At 60.0% G+C, this 18,066-nt stretch carries 18 protein-coding genes and 1 pseudogene; 14 read left to right on the top strand and 5 right to left on the bottom strand.

Annotated elements, in window-relative coordinates; translation table 11 throughout:
- Nucleotides 1-771, top strand: coding sequence for a 3-hydroxybutyrate dehydrogenase (locus ACJ8QF_RS19605; RefSeq protein WP_197753522.1), 771 nt, complete (start codon nt 1-3; stop codon nt 769-771).
- 369 nt (nt 772-1,140) lie between these two features.
- The gene (locus ACJ8QF_RS19600) at nt 1,141-2,277 is read left to right on the top strand and encodes a porin (RefSeq protein WP_031299792.1); all 1,137 of its coding nucleotides are present in this window, start codon (nt 1,141-1,143) and stop codon (nt 2,275-2,277) included.
- Nucleotides 2,278-2,315: 38 nt separating this feature from the next.
- On the opposite strand, the gene ACJ8QF_RS19595 is transcribed toward ACJ8QF_RS19600, so the two are convergent.
- Nucleotides 2,316-3,137: an AraC family transcriptional regulator gene (locus tag ACJ8QF_RS19595; protein WP_004933266.1), complete on the bottom strand. Its 822-nt coding sequence runs from the start codon at nt 3,135-3,137 to the stop codon at nt 2,316-2,318.
- Nucleotides 3,138-3,257: 120 nt separating this feature from the next.
- Between ACJ8QF_RS19595 and ACJ8QF_RS19590 the strand changes: the two genes are divergently transcribed.
- The 3 genes and pseudogenes from ACJ8QF_RS19590 to ACJ8QF_RS19580 form a co-directional block, all read left to right on the top strand.
- Nucleotides 3,258-3,635, top strand: a complete 378-nt coding sequence (locus ACJ8QF_RS19590) for a hypothetical protein (protein ID WP_004933264.1) — start codon at nt 3,258-3,260, stop codon at nt 3,633-3,635.
- A gap of 10 nt (nt 3,636-3,645) precedes the next feature.
- A complete protein-coding gene (locus ACJ8QF_RS19585) occupies nt 3,646-4,521 on the top strand; it encodes a helix-turn-helix domain-containing protein (RefSeq protein WP_131165169.1) in 876 nt (291 codons plus the stop codon).
- A 229-nt stretch (nt 4,522-4,750) separates the two neighbouring features.
- Nucleotides 4,751-5,668 (top strand): annotated as a pseudogene (locus ACJ8QF_RS19580) (L,D-transpeptidase family protein); the annotation flags it as partial.
- Between the two features lie 91 nt (nt 5,669-5,759).
- Here the strand turns inward: ACJ8QF_RS19580 and ACJ8QF_RS19575 are convergent.
- The gene (locus ACJ8QF_RS19575; protein WP_312426214.1) at nt 5,760-6,176 is read right to left on the bottom strand and encodes a MarR family winged helix-turn-helix transcriptional regulator; all 417 of its coding nucleotides are present in this window, start codon (nt 6,174-6,176) and stop codon (nt 5,760-5,762) included.
- Between the two features lie 181 nt (nt 6,177-6,357).
- Between ACJ8QF_RS19575 and ACJ8QF_RS19570 the strand changes: the two genes are divergently transcribed.
- Genes ACJ8QF_RS19570 through idi form a run of 4 tightly spaced genes read left to right on the top strand, consistent with a single transcriptional unit; the run spans nt 6,358 to nt 9,266 of the window.
- Nucleotides 6,358-6,957 carry a non-oxidative hydroxyarylic acid decarboxylases subunit B gene (locus ACJ8QF_RS19570; protein ID WP_048325974.1) on the top strand — a complete coding sequence of 200 codons (600 nt, stop codon included), beginning with the start codon at nt 6,358-6,360 and terminating at the stop codon, nt 6,955-6,957.
- A gap of 2 nt (nt 6,958-6,959) precedes the next feature.
- Nucleotides 6,960-8,387, top strand: a complete 1,428-nt coding sequence (locus tag ACJ8QF_RS19565; protein ID WP_015376505.1) for a non-oxidative hydroxyarylic acid decarboxylases subunit C — start codon at nt 6,960-6,962, stop codon at nt 8,385-8,387.
- A 9-nt stretch (nt 8,388-8,396) separates the two neighbouring features.
- On the top strand, nt 8,397-8,624 hold the full coding sequence (locus ACJ8QF_RS19560) for a non-oxidative hydroxyarylic acid decarboxylases subunit D (RefSeq protein ID WP_004933250.1): 228 nt from the start codon (nt 8,397-8,399) through the stop codon (nt 8,622-8,624).
- A 42-nt stretch (nt 8,625-8,666) separates the two neighbouring features.
- Entirely contained in the window at nt 8,667-9,266 is a 600-nt protein-coding gene (idi, locus tag ACJ8QF_RS19555) for an isopentenyl-diphosphate Delta-isomerase (RefSeq protein ID WP_351107506.1), read from the top strand.
- Between the two features lie 33 nt (nt 9,267-9,299).
- Here the strand turns inward: idi and ACJ8QF_RS19550 are convergent, their stop codons facing one another.
- Nucleotides 9,300-9,602, bottom strand: a complete 303-nt coding sequence (locus ACJ8QF_RS19550) for a DUF5862 family protein (protein WP_004933246.1) — start codon at nt 9,600-9,602, stop codon at nt 9,300-9,302.
- A 491-nt stretch (nt 9,603-10,093) separates the two neighbouring features.
- Here ACJ8QF_RS19550 and ACJ8QF_RS19545 point away from each other — a divergent pair, with 491 nt between their 5' ends.
- From ACJ8QF_RS19545 to ACJ8QF_RS19525, 5 genes are read left to right on the top strand one after another with little or no spacing between them, the layout of a single operon-like run.
- The gene (locus tag ACJ8QF_RS19545) at nt 10,094-10,501 is read left to right on the top strand and encodes an ExbD/TolR family protein (RefSeq protein WP_004933244.1); all 408 of its coding nucleotides are present in this window, start codon (nt 10,094-10,096) and stop codon (nt 10,499-10,501) included.
- Nucleotide 10,502: 1 nt separating this feature from the next.
- Complete coding sequence (locus ACJ8QF_RS19540) at nt 10,503-11,249, top strand: energy transducer TonB family protein (protein WP_033636946.1); 747 nt, start codon at nt 10,503-10,505, stop codon at nt 11,247-11,249.
- Between the two features lie 39 nt (nt 11,250-11,288).
- The gene (locus ACJ8QF_RS19535) at nt 11,289-13,532 is read left to right on the top strand and encodes a TonB-dependent receptor family protein (RefSeq protein ID WP_131165174.1); all 2,244 of its coding nucleotides are present in this window, start codon (nt 11,289-11,291) and stop codon (nt 13,530-13,532) included.
- Between the two features lie 46 nt (nt 13,533-13,578).
- Nucleotides 13,579-14,229: a MotA/TolQ/ExbB proton channel family protein gene (locus tag ACJ8QF_RS19530; RefSeq protein ID WP_004933236.1), complete on the top strand. Its 651-nt coding sequence runs from the start codon at nt 13,579-13,581 to the stop codon at nt 14,227-14,229.
- Nucleotides 14,222-15,472, top strand: coding sequence for a phospholipase D-like domain-containing protein (locus ACJ8QF_RS19525; RefSeq protein ID WP_154870165.1), 1,251 nt, complete (start codon nt 14,222-14,224; stop codon nt 15,470-15,472). The genes ACJ8QF_RS19530 and ACJ8QF_RS19525 overlap by 8 nt, the downstream gene beginning before the upstream one ends.
- Nucleotides 15,473-15,506: 34 nt before the next feature.
- Here the strand turns inward: ACJ8QF_RS19525 and ACJ8QF_RS19520 are convergent, their stop codons facing one another.
- Nucleotides 15,507-16,616 carry a DmpA family aminopeptidase gene (locus tag ACJ8QF_RS19520; protein ID WP_075684777.1) on the bottom strand — a complete coding sequence of 370 codons (1,110 nt, stop codon included), beginning with the start codon at nt 16,614-16,616 and terminating at the stop codon, nt 15,507-15,509.
- A gap of 2 nt (nt 16,617-16,618) precedes the next feature.
- Entirely contained in the window at nt 16,619-17,995 is a 1,377-nt protein-coding gene (locus ACJ8QF_RS19515; RefSeq protein ID WP_099032681.1) for an APC family permease, read from the bottom strand.
- Nucleotides 17,996-18,066: the final 71 nt, after the last annotated feature.

The following is an 18,066-nucleotide window of genomic DNA, read 5'->3' as shown; positions in this document are numbered from 1 at the left end:
ATGAGTGTACAAGGCAAAACCGCGCTGGTGACCGGCTCGACCAGCGGCATCGGCCTCGGAATAGCGTCCGTGCTGGCCGCCGCCGGCGTGCGCGTGATCCTCAACGGCTTCGGCGATGTGGAGGCAGCGAAGGCGCAGGTCGCCCGGCTGGGTGCCGCGCCGGGGTATCACGGCGCCGATCTCGGCGATGCGGCCCAGATAGCGGACATGATGCACTATGCCGAACGCGAGTTCGGCGGCGTGGATATTCTGGTGAACAACGCCGGCATTCAGCACGTGGCGCCGCTGGATCAGTTTCCGGTGGAGAAATGGAACGCCATTCTCGCCATCAACCTGTCGGCGGTGTTCCACACTTGCCGGTTGGCGCTGCCGGGGATGCGCGAGCGCCACTGGGGGCGCATCATCAACGTAGCGTCGGTGCACGGGCTGGTGGCGTCGAAAGACAAGTCGGCCTATGTGGCGGCCAAGCACGGCGTGGTGGGGCTGACCAAGACGCTGGCGCTGGAAACCGCCCGCACGCCCGTCACCTGCAACGCCATCTGCCCCGGCTGGGTGCTGACGCCGCTGGTGCAGCAGCAGATCGACAAACGTATCGCCGCCGGTACCGATCCGCAGCGGGCGCGCGATGAGCTGTTGGCGGAGAAGCAGCCTTCGCAAGCGTTCGTCACGCCAGAGCAGCTCGGTGAGCTGGCGCTGTTCCTGTGCAGCGATGCGGCGGCGCAGGTGCGCGGTGCCGCCTGGAACATGGACGGCGGCTGGCTGGCGCAGTAGTGAGATTTTCCCCGGAGCGCGCAATGCGCTCCGTCGTTATTTCCCGCCTTTAATTAATTCCCTCGCGTGACGGTTTACCTGCGGCAATAATATTTATTTGTTATTTGCTATCATTATTCCCAGATAATCACGCTGGGTTATTTTGGATGAAACGTGCTGATTGGTTTATTTCGTGCTGCGGTTATTACATTGTTTTTCTCCGTGTTACAGGTGAACATGTTTTTGCTGAAATTAAATCCAACCTGAAATAATGGCAGGTTATGGCGTAAATTTTTATATCTTGCGTGCGCTGTTCACATCGGTTAATTATTTCTGCGTGGCTTAAGACCACCGCGTTTATAACAATAATTTTTTCGGGCAGGGGTAATAATGAGAAAAAATACAACGCCAATATTCATTGGCGGCGTCTTGCTGTCGGCGATTTCCGCCGGCGCGCAGGCCGAGATCACCATTCTGGATAAAAACCCGCAGAGCAATGTGTTGCTGGCGCCGCTCAGTTTAAAGGTGGGCGGCAGCATTCGCCCCGAGTGGATCTTCAATAACGGCCCGGAGCCGGGCTATGACAAAAACGGCCACGACGGCGGTACGCGTTTTCGCTTCAGCGGCGACTATGCGCTGACGCAGGACACCTCGATCATCGGCTATTACGAGTGGGGCGTCGATTTGGCGCACGCGCTCAGTTGGGACGGGCACTATAACGAAGACGGCAAGCGCGACTATCAGCGCCAGCTGTACGCCGGTTTTAAAGACGATCGTTATGGCACCCTGACCTATGGCCACCAGTACGGCATCTATTATTCGGTGGTCGGCATCAAAAGCGACGTCTGGGATAACGACGGCCACGCGGGCGGCACCGGCATCGGTATTTCCGGCGACTACGACGGCGGCAATAAACCGAAAAACAGCATCAAGTACACCAATGATTTTGGGCCGGTCACGCTGTACGCCAACTATTTATTGCCGGAAGACGATCTGCACACCGCGGATAACCTGATTTATCGCCGCAAAGGCGGCGGCGGGCTGGGCTTCGATTACAAGGTGACGAAAGACTTCACCTTCAGCGCCGCCTACAGTTATACCGATGCGAAGATCAAAGATAATCTGTACAGCGAAAAAGATTATCACCAGCAGTTGTCCGGCACCGCGTTAACCTGGCAGCCGAACAACTGGTATATCGTCGGTACCGCCAGCTACTACAAAGATTATGTGCCGAGCACCCGCCAGCGCACGCTGTCGCACTTCTTCGCCGGTGACGGCTACGGGCTGGAAGGCTTCGTCGGTTACACCTTCAATATCGACAAGCCGTTTCTCAAATCCGTCCAGCCTTATGTGGCGGCGGACTCGCTGCGGCTGAAGGGAGACGAGGCGTATCACGCCAACCACGTCTATCTTGGCGCGGGCACCACCATCGGTTACGGTCTGTCGGTGTATGTGGAGCGCACGCTGGCCAATAGCAGCGACAACGAGCCGGATTCCACCTGGATAACGGTGTTCTACGACTTCTGATTTTCACCTGTTCTAAGCCGGCACTTGCGCCGGCTTTTTTACATGGTGATCGCACCGCCCAGGGTCTCTCCAGAGGCGTTGCGCTCCGCCAGGTAGCGCGCCGGCGGTTTGCCCACCGCCTTTCTGAACATGGTGACGAAGCCGCTGGCGCTCTCGTAGCCCAAATCCAGCGCCACCGTCTGTACGCTCTCGCCCTGCGTCAAGCGCTGCAGCGCCAGCATCACGTGCAGCTGGCGTCTCCAGTGGCCGAAGCTCATGCCCATCTGCTGTTGCAAGGTGCGGCTGAGGGAGCGCTCGCTCATGCCGATGCGCTGCGCCCACTGCCCGAGGGTGGATTTGTCCGCCGGGCTGCTCAGCATGCCTTCGGTCAACTGCCGGATGCGCGCGTCGTCGGACACCGGCAGATGCAGATTCTCGATCGGCGCGGCCGCCAACTGATCCAGCAATACCGCCGTCAGACGCCCCTCGGCGCCCTGTTCGTCGTAAAGCGGCTCGAAGGTGCTGGCCTGCAGCAGCAGCTCACGCAGCAGCGGCGAGACCGACAGCGTGCAGCAGCTTTGCGGCAGGCCGGCGGCGGCATGTTGATCGACGAACAGGCAGTAGGCCTCGGTGGAGCCGGCGCCCTGGGCGTTGTGCAACACGTTGCCCGGCATCCACAGCGCGCACTGCGGCGGCACCAGCCACAGCCCGTTTTCCACTTCGCAGCGGATCATGCCGCGCACGGTGTAGATCAGTTGCGCCTTCCGGTGGCGGTGCGGCTCGACTTCCCAATCCTGCTCGAGAGTCGAACCTTGCAGGGCAAACAGCGGGCGCGGCACCTGATCGATATCCAGACAGTGGCGGGGGATCTGTACTTTCATGAGAATAGTTCTCAATTTGGCGGAATTGAAAAGTATTATGTCCTGATTGCGCAATGCGGTCTAGCGCCGGTGCCGATAAAGTAAGCGCCAGTTCTAAACCCTTTCGCGAGGAAACTGATTATGTCATTGGATACCGCCGATTTTCCGCTGGTGTGGATGCGCCGCAGCGGGCGCGATACCCAGGCCGAACTGGCCGAATTCAGCGCGCTGTTGGCACGCGCCGAGCCGTTCGTCCTGATGACCGACCGCAGCGTCGGCGATGAAGAACAAGAACATGACCGCGATGCCCGCACTCAGGTCGCGCTGTGGAAGCGCGATAACCGCGAGGCGCTGAAGCTGTGGGTGAAAGGCATGATCATGCTGGAACCGGACGACGCCAAACGCGCGGCGGCGGAAGAGTTCGCCGAATACGGCGCCAAATTCTGGGGCTATCCGGTACTGGTGGCCGCCGATGAAGCCGCAGGCCGGGTATTGGCGCAGACGTTATTGTTAAAATAAGGGGGATACCATGCACCAGCAACAGGTGATTGAACAGCTGCTGGCCTGGATCGAGCAGAGCCTGGATCAGCCGCTGACGCTGGACGACATCGCCGCCAAGTCCGGCTACTCCAAATGGCATTTACAGCGGATGTTCAAGCAGCATACCGGCCATATTCTCGGCACCTACGCGCGCCGCAGAAGGCTGACCGCCGCCGCGCGCGAACTGCGCCTGACCGGCACCAGCGTGGCCTGCATCGCCGATACTTACCAGTTCGATTCACAGCAGACCTTCACCCGTTGCTTCCGCAAGCAGTTCGGTCTGCCGCCGGCCAGCTATCGTCGCAGCCAGGATTGGTCGAGCTATGGGCTGCAGCCGCCACTGCGCCTGACCGAAGCGCCATTGCCGCAGGCCGATATCGTGACGCTGCCCGCCATGCAGCTGGTGGGCCATACCCAGCGCCGCACTTTTACGCTGGGGCAACTGGCGGCCTCCAAGTGCGAGCTGCGCCGCCACGCCTGGCGGCAGTTGCTGCAGCCGCAGGCGCTGCCGGAGGTGGTATACGGCCTCACCTGCCTGGAAGTTGACCGGCGCCGCCGGGGCAGCCCGCGCATGGCCTACACCGCCGCTCTGCCGGACGAAGGGGCGCCGGGAGAGCGGGTGACTATCGAGCAGGGCGAGTATGCCCGTTTCACCTACCAGGGACAGGCGGAAGGGTTACAAAACTTTATTGTCCGGCTGTATGACACCGCCATGCCGCAGATGAACGCCATTCGCCGGCCAGGGCAGGATATCGAGCGTTTCTACCCGGCGCAGGCGGGCAGTTGCCCGCTCGGCGGCGCGGCGATCCGCTGTGAATATCTGATTCCGATACGGCGGGAAGAAGCGTTGGCCGCCGCCAGCTAGGCGGCGGTTCTCGCAAAAAATCGCCTTCGTGGCGCGTCAGGTTACAAAAAATTGCGATATTACATCGGTAATGGTTCACACTTTGATTGATGTGCACATATAATGCGCATCCGGTCCAATCCCCCTGTTTTTCAGGCCGCAGCGCTTGGCTGCCGGCTGAAACTCATCGGGGTGAAGAGGCCGTAGAAACCGATATCCCTAATCGCCAGTGGCCTTGACCAACACGAAGATGAAAATGAGCATTCGCGCGTTATTAACCCTGTTTACGGCACTGGTTGCATTCAGCCAGGCTGCCTTCGCCGTCGTTTACCCGCTGCCGCCAAAAGACAGCCGTTTGGTGGGCGAGAATATCCAAATCACCGTACCGGAAGACAGCAAACTGCCGCTGGAGAGCTTCGCCGCCCAGTATCAGATGGGGCTGAGCAACATGCTGGAGGCCAACCCGGGCGTGGATCCGTTCCTGCCGAAGGCCGGCAGCACCCTGACTATCCCGCAGCAGCTGATCCTGCCGGACGCGCCGCGTGAAGGCATCATCATCAACAGCGCCGAAATGCGTCTGTACTACTACCCGAAAGGCTCCAACACCGTGGTGGTGCTGCCGATCGGCATCGGCCAGCTGGGTAAAGACACCCCGCTGAACTGGACCACCACCGTGCAGCGCAAGAAAGACGGCCCAACCTGGACGCCGACCGCCAAAATGCGCGCCGAATACGCGGCTGACGGCGAGATCCTGCCTGCGGTGTTCCCGGCCGGCCCGGACAACCCGATGGGGCTGTATGCGCTGTATGTCGGCCGTCTGTATGCCATTCACGGCACCAACGCCAACTTCGGCATCGGCCTGCGCGTGAGCCACGGCTGCGTGCGTCTGCGCGCCGACGACATCAAGTACCTGTTCCAGAACGTGCCGGTCGGCACCCGCGTGCAGTTCATCAACGAACCGATGAAGGCCACCGTCGAACCGGACGGCTCGCGCTACGTAGAAGTGCACAACCCGCTGTCGGCCAACGAAGAGCAGCTGCAATCCAAGGATCCGGTGCCGTTGACCATCTCTGCGCCGGTCGGCAAAGTGCTGATGGACGCCGGCGTCAACCAGAGCGAAGTGGACGCGGCGATCAAGGCCCGTTCCGGCATGCCGGTGAAAGTGAACTGATTGCCCAGAGCTTCAGTGAACGCGATAAAAAAGACGCCTGCGGGCGTCTTTTTTTATGCTTTCAGCTTCCGCTGTTGGCGCGGTGAATTTATTGCTTCCCTATCATCGTCTTTAAAACGAAAAGCGCCGACTCATGTTGGTCTTTATTGACTCGTTCGAGATACATATTATCAATCGCGTCGGCGACGGGGCGGCTGGCTTCGAACAGCGCCTGCCCAGCAGGCGTCAGGTAAATAAATCGGCGGCGCTTATCATGCTCGCCGGCTTCCCGTTTTAATAGACCTTTTCCTTCCATGCGGCCTAGCAATTCGGCCAGCGCGGCTTTACTGCTGATCGCCGCTTCCATTAATTCGATTTGTTCAATGCCCGGCGTTTCTGAAACGGTGGCCAGAATGGAATATTGTTGTTTGCTGAGTTCAGGAAGCGATTTTTGCCATTGAGCACTATGATCCTGAAGCAGTTCGCGAATGAGGTGGAAAAAAGTATTGGCCAGCGTTCTGTTCATACATTATTCCCTGAAAGGAAAAAAGCTAACAATAATATCAATATAACAAAATAAGCCGATAAGGGATACCTGCCCGGAAAGTTGTTCGTTTACGAACGGTTACATATTGCCCACTTGTTTTATCGCTATCTCGGGACTAGATTTGATAAATCGTTCGTATGCGAACTTTGTGAGGTGTTGCATGAGATTAGTGATCGCGATGACGGGCGCGACCGGGGCGCCGCTGGGTACGGCGTTGCTTCAGGCGCTAAAAGACATGGAGGGCATAGAGACGCATTTGATCTTGAGTAAGTGGGCCAAAACGACCATTGAACTCGAAACAAATCTCACCGTGCATGACGTGATGGCGATGGCCGACGTGACGCACGGTTCTGCCGATCAGGCCGCCACGATCTCTTCAGGTTCTTTTCATACGGACGGCATGATCATTATTCCCTGCAGTATGAAAACGTTGGCGGGTATTCGAGCCGGTTATGCAGAAGGGCTTATTGGCAGAGCGGCGGATGTGATTATCAAAGAAGGGCGGAAGTTGGTGTTGGTTCCCAGAGAAACGCCGTTGAGCACTATTCACTTGGAAAATATGCTCGCGCTCTCGAAATTGGGGGTGTCATTGGTTCCCCCCATGCCCGCTTATTATAACCACCCCACTCATATTGATGACGTTACCGATCATATTGTCGCACGCGTGCTGGATCAATTTGGTCTTGATCATCGCCGGGCAAAGCGCTGGGCAGGACTAAAAGAAAATAGCAAAAAAACCACTGACACCGAGGAAGGTTAAATATGGCTTATGACGATCTGCGAAGTTATTTAGCGGCGCTGGATGAGGCCGGACAATTACTCGATATTACCGAGGAGGTTCAGGCGGAACCGGATATCGCCGCGGCAGCCAACGCCACAGGCAGAATGGGTGAGGGCGCCCCCGCCATTGCATTCAGGAACATTAAAGGCTTTGAACACGCGCATGTGGTCATGAACACCATCGGGTCATGGCAGAATCACGCCATAGCCCTGGGGCTCCCGCCGGCCACGCCGGTGAAGCAGCAAATCGATGAGTATATTCGCCGCTGGGATCATTTTCCCGTCTCAGCGGAACGTCGCGATAATCCGCCCTGGGCCGAGAACGAGGTCAACGGTGAGGAGATTAATCTGTTTGAGATCCTGCCGCTGTTTCGCTTAAACGACGGCGACGGTGGATTCTACCTGGATAAGGCCTGCGTGGTTTCCCGCGATCCTGAAGATCCGACCCACTTCGGCAAGCAAAACGTCGGCATTTATCGCATGGAGGTGAAGGGCAAGCGTAAGCTGGGCCTGCAGCCCGTGCCGATGCACGACATCGCGCTGCATCTGCATAAAGCAGAAGAGCGCGGCGAGGATCTGCCTATCGCCATTACGCTGGGCAATGACCCGATCATTACGCTGATGGGGGCGACGCCGCTCAAATACGATCAGTCGGAGTATGAAATGGCCGGCGCCCTGCGTGAAAGCCCGTACCCGATAGCGACGGCCCCCTTGACCGGCTTTGATGTGCCCTGGGGTTCCGAAGTCATCATTGAAGGGGTGATTGAAGGCCGCAAGCGCGAGATTGAAGGCCCGTTCGGCGAATTTACGGGGCACTATTCCGGCGGCCGCAACATGACGGTGGTGCGCATCGATAAGGTTTCTTACCGCTCGCGGCCGATTTTTGAATCCCTGTATCTGGGCATGCCCTGGACAGAAATCGACTACCTGATGGGGCCGGCCACCTGTGTGCCGCTGTATCAGCAGTTGAAAGCCGAGTTTCCGGAAGTGCAGGCGGTTAATGCGATGTATACCCATGGGTTGCTCGTCATCATTTCCACTAAAAAGCGTTACGGCGGTTTCGCGCGCGCGGTGGGGATGCGGGCGATGACCACGCCGCATGGGCTGGGCTATGTGAAAATGGTGATCATGGTCGATGAGGATGTCGATCCCTTCAACCTGCCGCAGGTTATGTGGGCGCTGTCCGCCAAGGTCAATCCGGCCGGCGATTTGGTACAATTGCCGAATATGTCGGTGCTGGAGTTGGATCCCGGCTCCAGCCCGGCGGGGATCACGGACAAACTCATCATTGACGCGACCACGCCGGTGGCTCCGGATACGCGCGGCCACTACAGCCAGCCGGTCAAGGATTTACCCGAAACTGCCCTGTGGGTGGATAAATTAACCGCCATGCTGGCTAACCGTCATTAAGGAGTTCCTATGATTTGTCCTCGTTGTGCCGATAAACAGATAGACGTCATGGCGCATTCACCGGTCAAGGGCGTGTGGACGGTATACCAGTGTCAACACTGCCTTTATACCTGGCGTAATACCGAACCTGCTCGCAGAACGGAACGGGAGCATTATCCGCCCGAGTTTCGCATGACTCAGCAGGATATCGATAATGCGCCGGAAGTGCCGACCATTCCTCCTCTTCTGAGGAAATGAAACCGCAGGCGGGGAAAAGCCCGCCTTTTCATGGAAATACCAATGATGAAAAATGAAGACGTCGTTCTGCTTGACGCCGCCTGGCAGCCCTGCGGGACGACGCCCAAAGATCAGATCCACACGCGGCATACGCCGCTGCATCTGGCTTTTTCATGCTACCTGTTTACTGTCGAGGGTGCAGTGTTGGTCACCCGGCGCGCGTTGAGCAAAATCGCCTGGCCGGGGGTCTGGACCAATTCTTTTTGTGGGCATCCCCTGCCGCAAGAGGCGCTGGCGCAGGCCGTTATACGTCGCGCTCAGGTTGAATTGGGCACGGAAGTCGAGCAGATAACGCTGCTGAGCGACGCCTTCAGTTATCAGGCGACCGACGTGTCCGGCATCATGGAGAATGAGGTTTGCCCGGTATTTGCCGCGTATTGTAAAGGCGCTCTCTGCGCTAATCCGGATGAAGTGGCGGATTATGCGTGGGTCGATCTCAATAACTTAATGGCGGCGGTAAAATTAACGCCATTCGCTTTCAGCCCGTGGATGGTTTCTCAATTGAATACCGGTGCGATAACATCAGGTTTGAAAAAATACAGGGATGCCATAACCATAAAGAGCGCAGCGCGCGACATTAGGGACGGTGCTGTAATAAAATAAATAGCCACCGCAAGGGTGACTATTTATTCATGTTTACAGGCTGCCGCCGACCGAGGTCGAGGTGGAGCCGATAGTCTCGCGGAAATGTTTCGCGTAGTCGGCCACTTCCTGCTGCGTATGCGTCAGGCCATAAAGACCCAGCCCCACACCGCCTGCAACGCCGCCGATAATGGTGCCGACCAATTGGCCGACCGCACCGGCAATAAAGCCGCCTGCGCCTGCGGATTTACCTGCAATCAGCGCGCCGGTCATGGCGCCGTCCAACAGCCCATCCCAGGCCGCGTTCAGATCGCCACCGCTAACGTACTGTTCTTCATATTGACTAAGTACTTTCATATACAATCCTTATAAATAAAAGGGTGACTTAGTGGGTTTAATTAAATTCTAAAATAACACCGTAGAGCTATTTCACTTTAAAAATATAACGGCTGCCATTTAATTGGCAATATTCCATTCAATGAAGGGTGTTATTTGGTTAAATATAGTCGCATTTATTTTTGGCGAGTGTTTTAAAGAGGGGGATTGGGAATTTTCTTGGGAAAAATAGCAGATATCGCTGGGAGGTGAGAGGCAAAGCTGCCACCGGTTGGCGCAGCTTGTCACTATTTTCACATTTATTGTCTCGTCATCCGCACGGCGTTAGGCCCACATTGCAATTATTCCATTAAAAACTATCGCTAATTAATGAGTTATATCTCCGCATTTATTGCCCGCCATTGAAAAAATTCTCGCAAAAAATCTCCACTGTGAAAATAAGATCACACAAGCGTAACAAAAGGTAAACAAACCCCTCCTATATTGGCTGCTTCGCTTTTGGAGGGAGTGTCATGCGTAACTGGAACGAACCGAAAAAGAACAAAGCGCACATCGAACTGATCCCGATGATCGACGTGATGATGTTTTTATTGGTGTTTTTCGTCTTGATCAGCCTGAACGTCATTCCGGCGCTCGGGCTGAAAACGCAGTTGCCGTCCGCCGGCAGCGCGCAACAGCTGAAACCGCAGAAGAAAGCGATCATCACGCTGGGGGCCGACGAACAGCTGCAGCTGGATGGCCAGCCGATCGCGCTCGACGCGTTGGTCAACACGCTGAAGCAACAGCAGCAGGCCAACCAGACCACCACCATCATCGTCAACAGCGATAAAGGCGTGGCGGTCGAGCGGCTGGTGGCGGTCATGGACAACCTGCGCCAGGGCGGCTTCTTCTCCGTCTCCATCGCGACACGGAAGCTGTGACATGTATCTGCTCTATCGCTCACGTCATCTTTTCAGCTGGTTGCCGGCGCTGATTGTCGCCGGCTGCCTGCTGTTCGCCAGCCAACAGGCGGCGCTGAAGATCCAGCCGCGCTACGACGAAACCGCCATCGAACTGGCGCTGGTGGAGCCTGAACCGGCGCCGGAACCCCAACCGGAAACGCCGCCGGAGCCTCAGCCCGAACCGCCGCCGCCCGAGCCGGAGCCGATCCCCGAACCGGTGGTGCCGGCGCCGGAACCGATCGTGGAAGCCAAGCCGGTGCCGAAGCCACAGCCAAAGCCCAAGCCCAAACCGGTGAAAGAGAAAGCCAAACCGGTAGAGAAACCTAAACCGACGCCGGCGCCCGCCGCACCGCGCGCGCTGGTCAGCAAACCGGCGGCGCAGCCCGCACCGGCCGCCCCCGCGGCGCCGAAGGTGAACGCGCAGGCGATAGAAAACGGCTACCTGCTGGCCTTGCGCCGTGAGCTGGAACAGCGCAAGCGCTACCCGAGCGGGCGGCAGGCCTCGCTCGAGCGCCCGCAGGGCAACGTCGAGGTGTGGCTGGAGGTCGATCGCAGCGGGCGGGTGCTCTCTTCCGGCATCGCCAACAAGGCCGCCAGCATGCTGCTGAATCGCGCGGCGATGAGCAGCCTGCAAAGCATCAGTTCAGTAAAGCCGTTCCCGAGCGAGGCGTTCGCCGGGCAAACAACCAAAAGATTTACCGCGACGTTCAATTATCAGGCGCCTTAGCGCAAGGGTTAATCGTTTGATTTTTATGGGATGCACACAATGAAATCGTTTAATCGTTCTGGGATCTATCTGGCGGTGATGTCGGCGATGCTGCCGGGCGCCGCGCTGGCGGCCGACGCCACCGATGTCGGCACCATCAGCGTCAAGGGGCAGTCGCTCGGCGGCGGCATGATGGTGCAGGACGACAGCGCCAAGGCGCGCTCCACCGTCACCAAAGAGGCGATGGACAAAATGCCGTCGGCGGCCAACGCCATCGATAAACTGAAATACACGCCGGGCCTGAACGTCAACAGCAACGACGCCAGCGGCCTGAGCGGCGTGGACTACACCATGCGCGGCATGAACTCGGATCAGATCGGCCTGTCGATGGACGGCATCCCGATCAACGACTCCGGCAACTACGCGGTCTACCCGAACCTGCTGGGCGACGCGGAAAACCTGGAGGAGGTGTTCGTCACCCAGGGGTCTTCCGAAGCGGACGGCCCGCACATCGGCTCCAGCGGCGGCAACATCGGCCTGGTGACGCGCCGCCCGGCGAAAGACTTCGGCGGTTTCGTCAAGCAGACGCTGGGCAGCAACAGCCTGAGCAAAACCTTCGCCCGCCTGGAGACCGGCGAGTACAACGGCTTCAGCAACTGGCTCTCCTATTCGCACACCGAGGCGAAGAAATGGCGCGGCGAGGGGCGGCTGTACTCCGACAAGTTCGAGATGAATTCGCTCTATGAAGACGGCAACGGCAACAGCAGCAATCTGGTGATGAAGTACAACCGCCAGAACAACACCAACTACAACACCCTGAGCAAGGCGCAGTTCCAAAACGACGGCCGTGACACCGATTATGTCACCTCGCCGGAGTACAACAGCAAAGGGCAGTTGAACAAGTATTACAAGATTGAACGCAACCCGTTCGAGAACTTTACGCTGTCGTTCACCCAGAAACTGCAGCTGCGCGACAACCTGTCGCTGACCCTGCAGCCGTATTACTACTGGGGCAACGGCGGCAGCTTCAACGGCCAGACGGCGTCGGTATTGTCCAGCACGTCGGACAGAGCCGGGCAGTATGACCTCAGCAACCTGCAGTCCAACACCTATTACCGCCCGTCGTGGACCCAGACCTGGCGGCCGGGCATCACCACCAAGCTGAAGTGGGACATTAACGATCAGCACAGCCTGGACGTCGGTTATTGGTACGAGCGCGCGCGCCAACTGCAGACTCAGCCGTTCATCAGCATCAAGGGCGACGGCAACCCGTCACAGATTTGGGGGAAACCCGGCGGTTCCGATCAGGTGAAGGACGCCAACGGCAACACCGTGCAGGGGCGCAACCAGTACACCATCACCCCGGCACAGAAAGTGTGGCTGCAGGACACCTGGTTTGCCACACCGGACTGGACCTTCGTCGGCGGCCTGGCCTATCAGTACGTGGAGCGTAAAGGGGACAACCGCGGCAGCCTGTACAACGTGCCGGAGAAGCGCAAAGCCACCTATCACGAATTCCTGCCGAACTTTAGCGCCAGCTATAAGGTGAACCAGGAAAACCAGGTGTTCTACAACCTGACGCGCAACATGCGCACGCCGCCCAACTACGTGCTGTACAACGTCGGCGACTCGCTCAGCACCAAGCCGGAGCTGAGCTGGAACCACGAACTGGGCTGGCGTTTCCAGCAAGAGGACATGCTGCTGAGCGCCACGCTGTTCTACATGCGCTACAGCGATCGCCAAATCTCCACCACCAACGCGGCCGGCGACTACGAGATGATGAATATCGGCAACGTGGAGAACAAAGGGCTGGAGCTGGAGTGGAGCGGCCAACTGCCGCATAACTTCAACTACTACACCTCTTATACCTATACCCAATCGAAGCAGAAGAACGACATCGTCAGCAACGGCGGGCAGCCGCTGCCGACCTCCGGCAAAGAGGTGCCGAACGTGCCGAAAAACCTGCTGAACATGACGTTGGGTTATGACGACGGGCTGTATTACGGCAGCGTCAGCGGCAAGTACGTCAGCGCATTCTACGGCGACTTGACCAACGACGAGAAGATCGGCGGCCGCACGGTATTCGATCTGGCGGCGGGGGTGCATCTGCCGGTGGACAAGAAAATCGTCAAAAGCGCCGCGCTGCGCTTTGGCATCAGCAACCTGTTTGACAAGGAATACCTGACCTCGGTGCGCACCACCACCTTCAACGCGGCGCCCTACGGCGGCGTGAAGGCCAGCACCCCGTATTACAACGTCGGCGAAGAACGCACCTTCAGCGTCTCGCTGGAAGCCACCTTTTAACTGAATGCCCCGCTGCCTGCCCGGCGGCGGGGAAGAGGAACCCTGTATGGACGCCAATCTGTTGCACGACATTATTTTCTACGTGATGTACGCCGCGCTGGCGATCGCGCTGGTGATCATCATCGAACGCACGCTGTACTTCGCCTATACCCAGCGCCAGGCGCGTCGGCTGGAGCAGGCGCTGACGCCAGAGGTGCGCCGCGCGGCCGATCTGCCGGACGAGCTGACCCAGCGCAACAGCCTGCCGATGGCGGTGATCGCGCCGGTGCTGGCGCAGAAACACCGCGCCGGCGATCGCGAGGCGATCGGCGATCTGATCGACGCCCAGTATCTGCTGAGCAAGCCGCCGATGGCGCGCGGCCTGTGGCTGCTGGAAACCGTGGTCACCGCCGCGCCGTTGCTGGGGCTGCTCGGCACGGTGATGGGGATCATCGAAACCTTCAAGGCGCTGGCTGCCTCGGGGGTGTCCGAGCCGAGCCTGGTGTCCGCCGGGATGGGCACCGCGCTGTACGCTACTGGCCTCGGCATCGCCATCGCGCTGCTGTGCCTGGTGGCCAACAACTTCCTGCAGAGCCGCATGGAGCGCATCAACGAGCTGCTGAAGGTGCTGCTGATCCGCGCCGGTCAACCGGCCAGCCGCCCGGAGAGCGGCAGCGGCGAACAATGGGTTGACAGCGGGGCGCCGCGCTATGCCTAATGGCCATCCAACACGGCGGCCGTTCGGCCGCCTTTATACGGCATTGTGGGGCGGTTGTTTGTTGATGTTGAGCCAGAGCGCTGCGGCGCGTTTTGCGATTCCCGGTTACGAGCTGGTGTATACCGCACCGGTAGAAACCGCGCTGCAGGCCGACGACCTGCGCAACACCGCTGAGGTGTGGCGCGAGATGTTCGACGCGGCGACAACCCGCATCGACCTGGGGCAGTTTTACGTGGCGAATCAGGACGGTTCGCTGCTGGACGGCGTGCTGCAGCGCCTGAAGGCGGCCGGTGAGCGCGGGGTGAAAATCCGCTTCCTGATGGAGGAGAAAGGCATCCGCAACTCCACCGCCGAGACGCTGGAACAGCTGAAGGCGATCCCCAATCTGGAGCTGCGCATCATTCCTTACCAGAAGCTGAGCGGCGGCATCCTGCACGCCAAGTATCTGCTGGTGGACGGCGAACAGGCGTTTGTCGGCAGCCAGAACTTCGACTGGCGCGCGCTGGAGCATATTCACGAAACCGGGCTGCGCATCAGCGACGCCAGGGTGGTGGGGCAGATCCAGGCGATCTTCGAACAGGACTGGCAGGCGCAGGCGCTGCTGGCGCAGGATAAGCCGGTGCCGGCGCTGCCCGATTCGCCGCCGACCGCGCCCCCGCAGGGCAACTATCTGGTGGCCAGCCCGCGCGCCTACAATCCGGCGGGCGTGCTCGATTCGCAGGCCGAGCTGCCGCGCCTGCTGGCCGACGCCAAACGGCGGGTGCGGGTGCAGGTGATGGACTACGCGCCGCTGTCGTTTGGCCCGGAGCGCAGCCGCCCCTTCTATGCGGTGATCGACAATGCGCTGCGCAGCGCAGCGGCGCGCGGCGTGCAGATCGAGCTGATGGTGGCCAACTGGAACACCAAAAAGCCGGATATCGCCTGGCTCAAGAGCCTGGCGCTGGTGCCGAACGTGCAGATCAAGGTGGTGACCATTCCGCCGGCCAGCAGCGGCTTCATCCCGTTTGCCCGCGTGATCCACAGCAAGCTGATGACCATCGATGATGAGATTGCCTGGGTGGGCACCAGCAACTGGACCGGCGGCTATCTGGACAACTCGCGCAATCTGGAGCTGGTGCTGCACAGCGCGGCGATGAGCGGGCGGTTGGACAGGCTGTACCAACAGCTGTGGGACAGCGTCTACGCCGAGCCGTTGAAGCTGGATTACGATTACCCGACGCCCAAACCGGGCGGCGAATCCTGACGGTCAGGGCGCGTTAACCCGCGCCCCGCGTTGTTTACCGCCGCCAGCCGGCCTTCTCCAACGCCGTCACCAGTTGCTCGGCGCTCAACCCTTCCGCCCGATGGCCGTTGCCACTGACGCTATTGGCCGCCAGCAGCGCATTGACGATCGCCTCTTCCACCGCTTCCGCCGCCGCCGCGAACAGCGCCGAAATGTAGTCGTTGTTCACCATGCGCAGCGGCGTGGTGAAATCGCCTTTATTGGCGTAGTCGGCGGGCGGCAGGCCGTCGTTGCCGGTGGCGAAGGCGATAAAGATATCTCCGCTCGAATCCTCGGTGCCGCCGCCGGTGCGGGCGATGCCGATGCTGGCGCGCTGCGCCAGGCGCGCGCACTGGTGCGGCAGCAGCGGCGCGTCGGTCGCAAGCGCCACCACGATGGAGCCCATGCCGGGATGCGGCAACTGCGGCGTGAACGGCGAGGGGATATGCCCCAGGTGGCGGCCCACCGGGTAACCACCGACCAGCAGCGACTCGCGCTTGCCGTGGTTGGCCTGCACGATGGCGCCCACCGTCCAGCCGCCCTGATCGGCGGGCAAGCGGCGCGATGCGGTGCCGCTGCCGCCTTTGAATTCATGGCAGATCATGCCGCTGCCGCCGCCGACCGCGCCTTCCTGCGGCAAGCCGCCTCGGGCCGCCTGCTGCGCCTGGCGCACGTGCTCGGCCTTGACGTGAAAGCCGTTGATGTCGTTGAGCAGGCCATCGAAGGTTTCCATCACCACCGGCATATTCCAGTACACCGCGTTGTCGCTCGCGGGCAGCGTTTCACGCTCCAGCGCGATCAGCGCATCGCGCACGACCCCCACGCTGTGGGTGTTGGTGAAGGCGATCGGGCTGGTCAGCAGCCCCGCTTCGCGCACCCATTCCAGGCCGGTGGCGTCGCCGTTGCCGTTCAGCACGTGCACGCCGGCAAAGCAGGGCGCGTGGCGGGCGGAGCCGGGGCGCGGTTCGATCACCGTCACGCCGGTGCGCACGCTGCGCCCGTCCGCCAAATCGGCATGAAGGCTGGCATGGCCGACGCGCACGCCGGGCACGTCGGTGATGGCGTTCAGCGGGCCGGGCGTGCCCTGGCCGATGGTGATGCCCAGATCCTGAGCGCGCTGCGTCATGGTTATTCTCCTTCTATTGAGGGGGCGGCGAGGGGCGCCGTCTGGCGGCCGCGCAGATGGTTCAGCGCCAGCCCGAAGCCGATGATGCCGGCAATGATAATAAAGTCTTTCAGGCTGCTGGCGATCAAAATCGTCCACAGCACGTACAGGCAGCACAGCAGCGCCGCCAGCACCGGCAGCGGCCACAGCGGCATCAGGTACGGGTGATGGAAGTGGCGGCGACGGCGGCTGATCAGCGCCGCCACCGCCATGATGATGTACACCAGCAGCAGCAGGATCACGGTGAACGAGGTCAGCGATTCGAGATCGGAGCAAAACGCCAACAGCGCCGAGGGCACGCCGAACAGCAGGGTAGCGATCCAGGGGGTGCCGAAACGCGGGTGGATGATTTTCAGCGCCCGGTTGAACGCCGGCAGCCAGAAGCCGTCGCGCCCGCTGGCGAACATCATGCGGCTGAACTGCGCCACGATGGCGATAATGGCGTTGAACACCGACAGATAAATCGCGCCGCTCACCACCCGCGCCAGCGTCGGGCCGCCGAGCTGGGTGACCACATAGCCGACCGGGTCGGCCTGTTTGGCCATCTCCGTCAGCGACGGCGAGCCGATCAGCAGGGCGGTGAACGGCACCAGCTCCACCAGCACCACGATGACCAGCGTCAGCATGATCGCGACCGCCATCGGTTTGCCCTGCTCGCGCATATCTTCCGCCATGTACACCGCTGCGCCGTAGCCGTTGTAGGAGAACAGCGCGACCCCGACCATGGCGACGATCAGCGGCAGCGACACCGGCGCCAGGCTGCCTTGCGCGTCCAGCATCACCGGCGCGGTGAGGATCTCCGCGCTTTGATGCGGATGGCTGAAACCGAGCCAGGCGATCAGCGCCAGCACCGCCACTTCCACCACCAGAAAGGCGCCGGTCAGCAGGGCGTTGGCCTTGATGTTGAAAATGGCGCAGGCGCCGCCGATCAGCACGGTGATCATGCCGGCGGTGGAGGCGTCGAATGAGGTGCCCAGTGCGGTATTCAGATAGGGCACGGCGCCGGTGGCCAGCACCGCCGGCACGAACAGCGCGGCGCTGAGAATAAACAGGTAGGTCTGCAACCCGCACAGGGTGCCGAACAGGCGTTTGATGATGCTGTATTCGCCGCCGGCGCTGGGGTGCGCGGCGCCGAGCTCGGCATAGCACAGCGCGATGGTGGCGGCGACGCAGGCGGCGATCAGAAACGACAGAAAGGCGCCGCTGCCGGCGCTGGCGATCGCCAGCGGGGCGATGACGAAGATCGAACTGGCCGGCGTCACGCCGGACGCGGTGATCATCACCACGTCGAGGACGCTGAGATTGCCTTTGAAGGTGTGTTCAGGGGCGGACTCTTGCATGGGTAACGACTCCATTAACGTGTGAGTGAATTATTGTTTTGCTGCACAGGCTGTACGCAGGAATCAAATGG

It is taken from the genome of Serratia sp. CY81684 (assembly GCF_052166595.1).
Classification (GTDB): Bacteria; Pseudomonadota; Gammaproteobacteria; order Enterobacterales; family Enterobacteriaceae; genus Serratia; species Serratia nematodiphila.
Note: the sequence above shows the minus strand (reverse complement) of the source record. Positions and strands in the feature narration are given on the sequence as shown.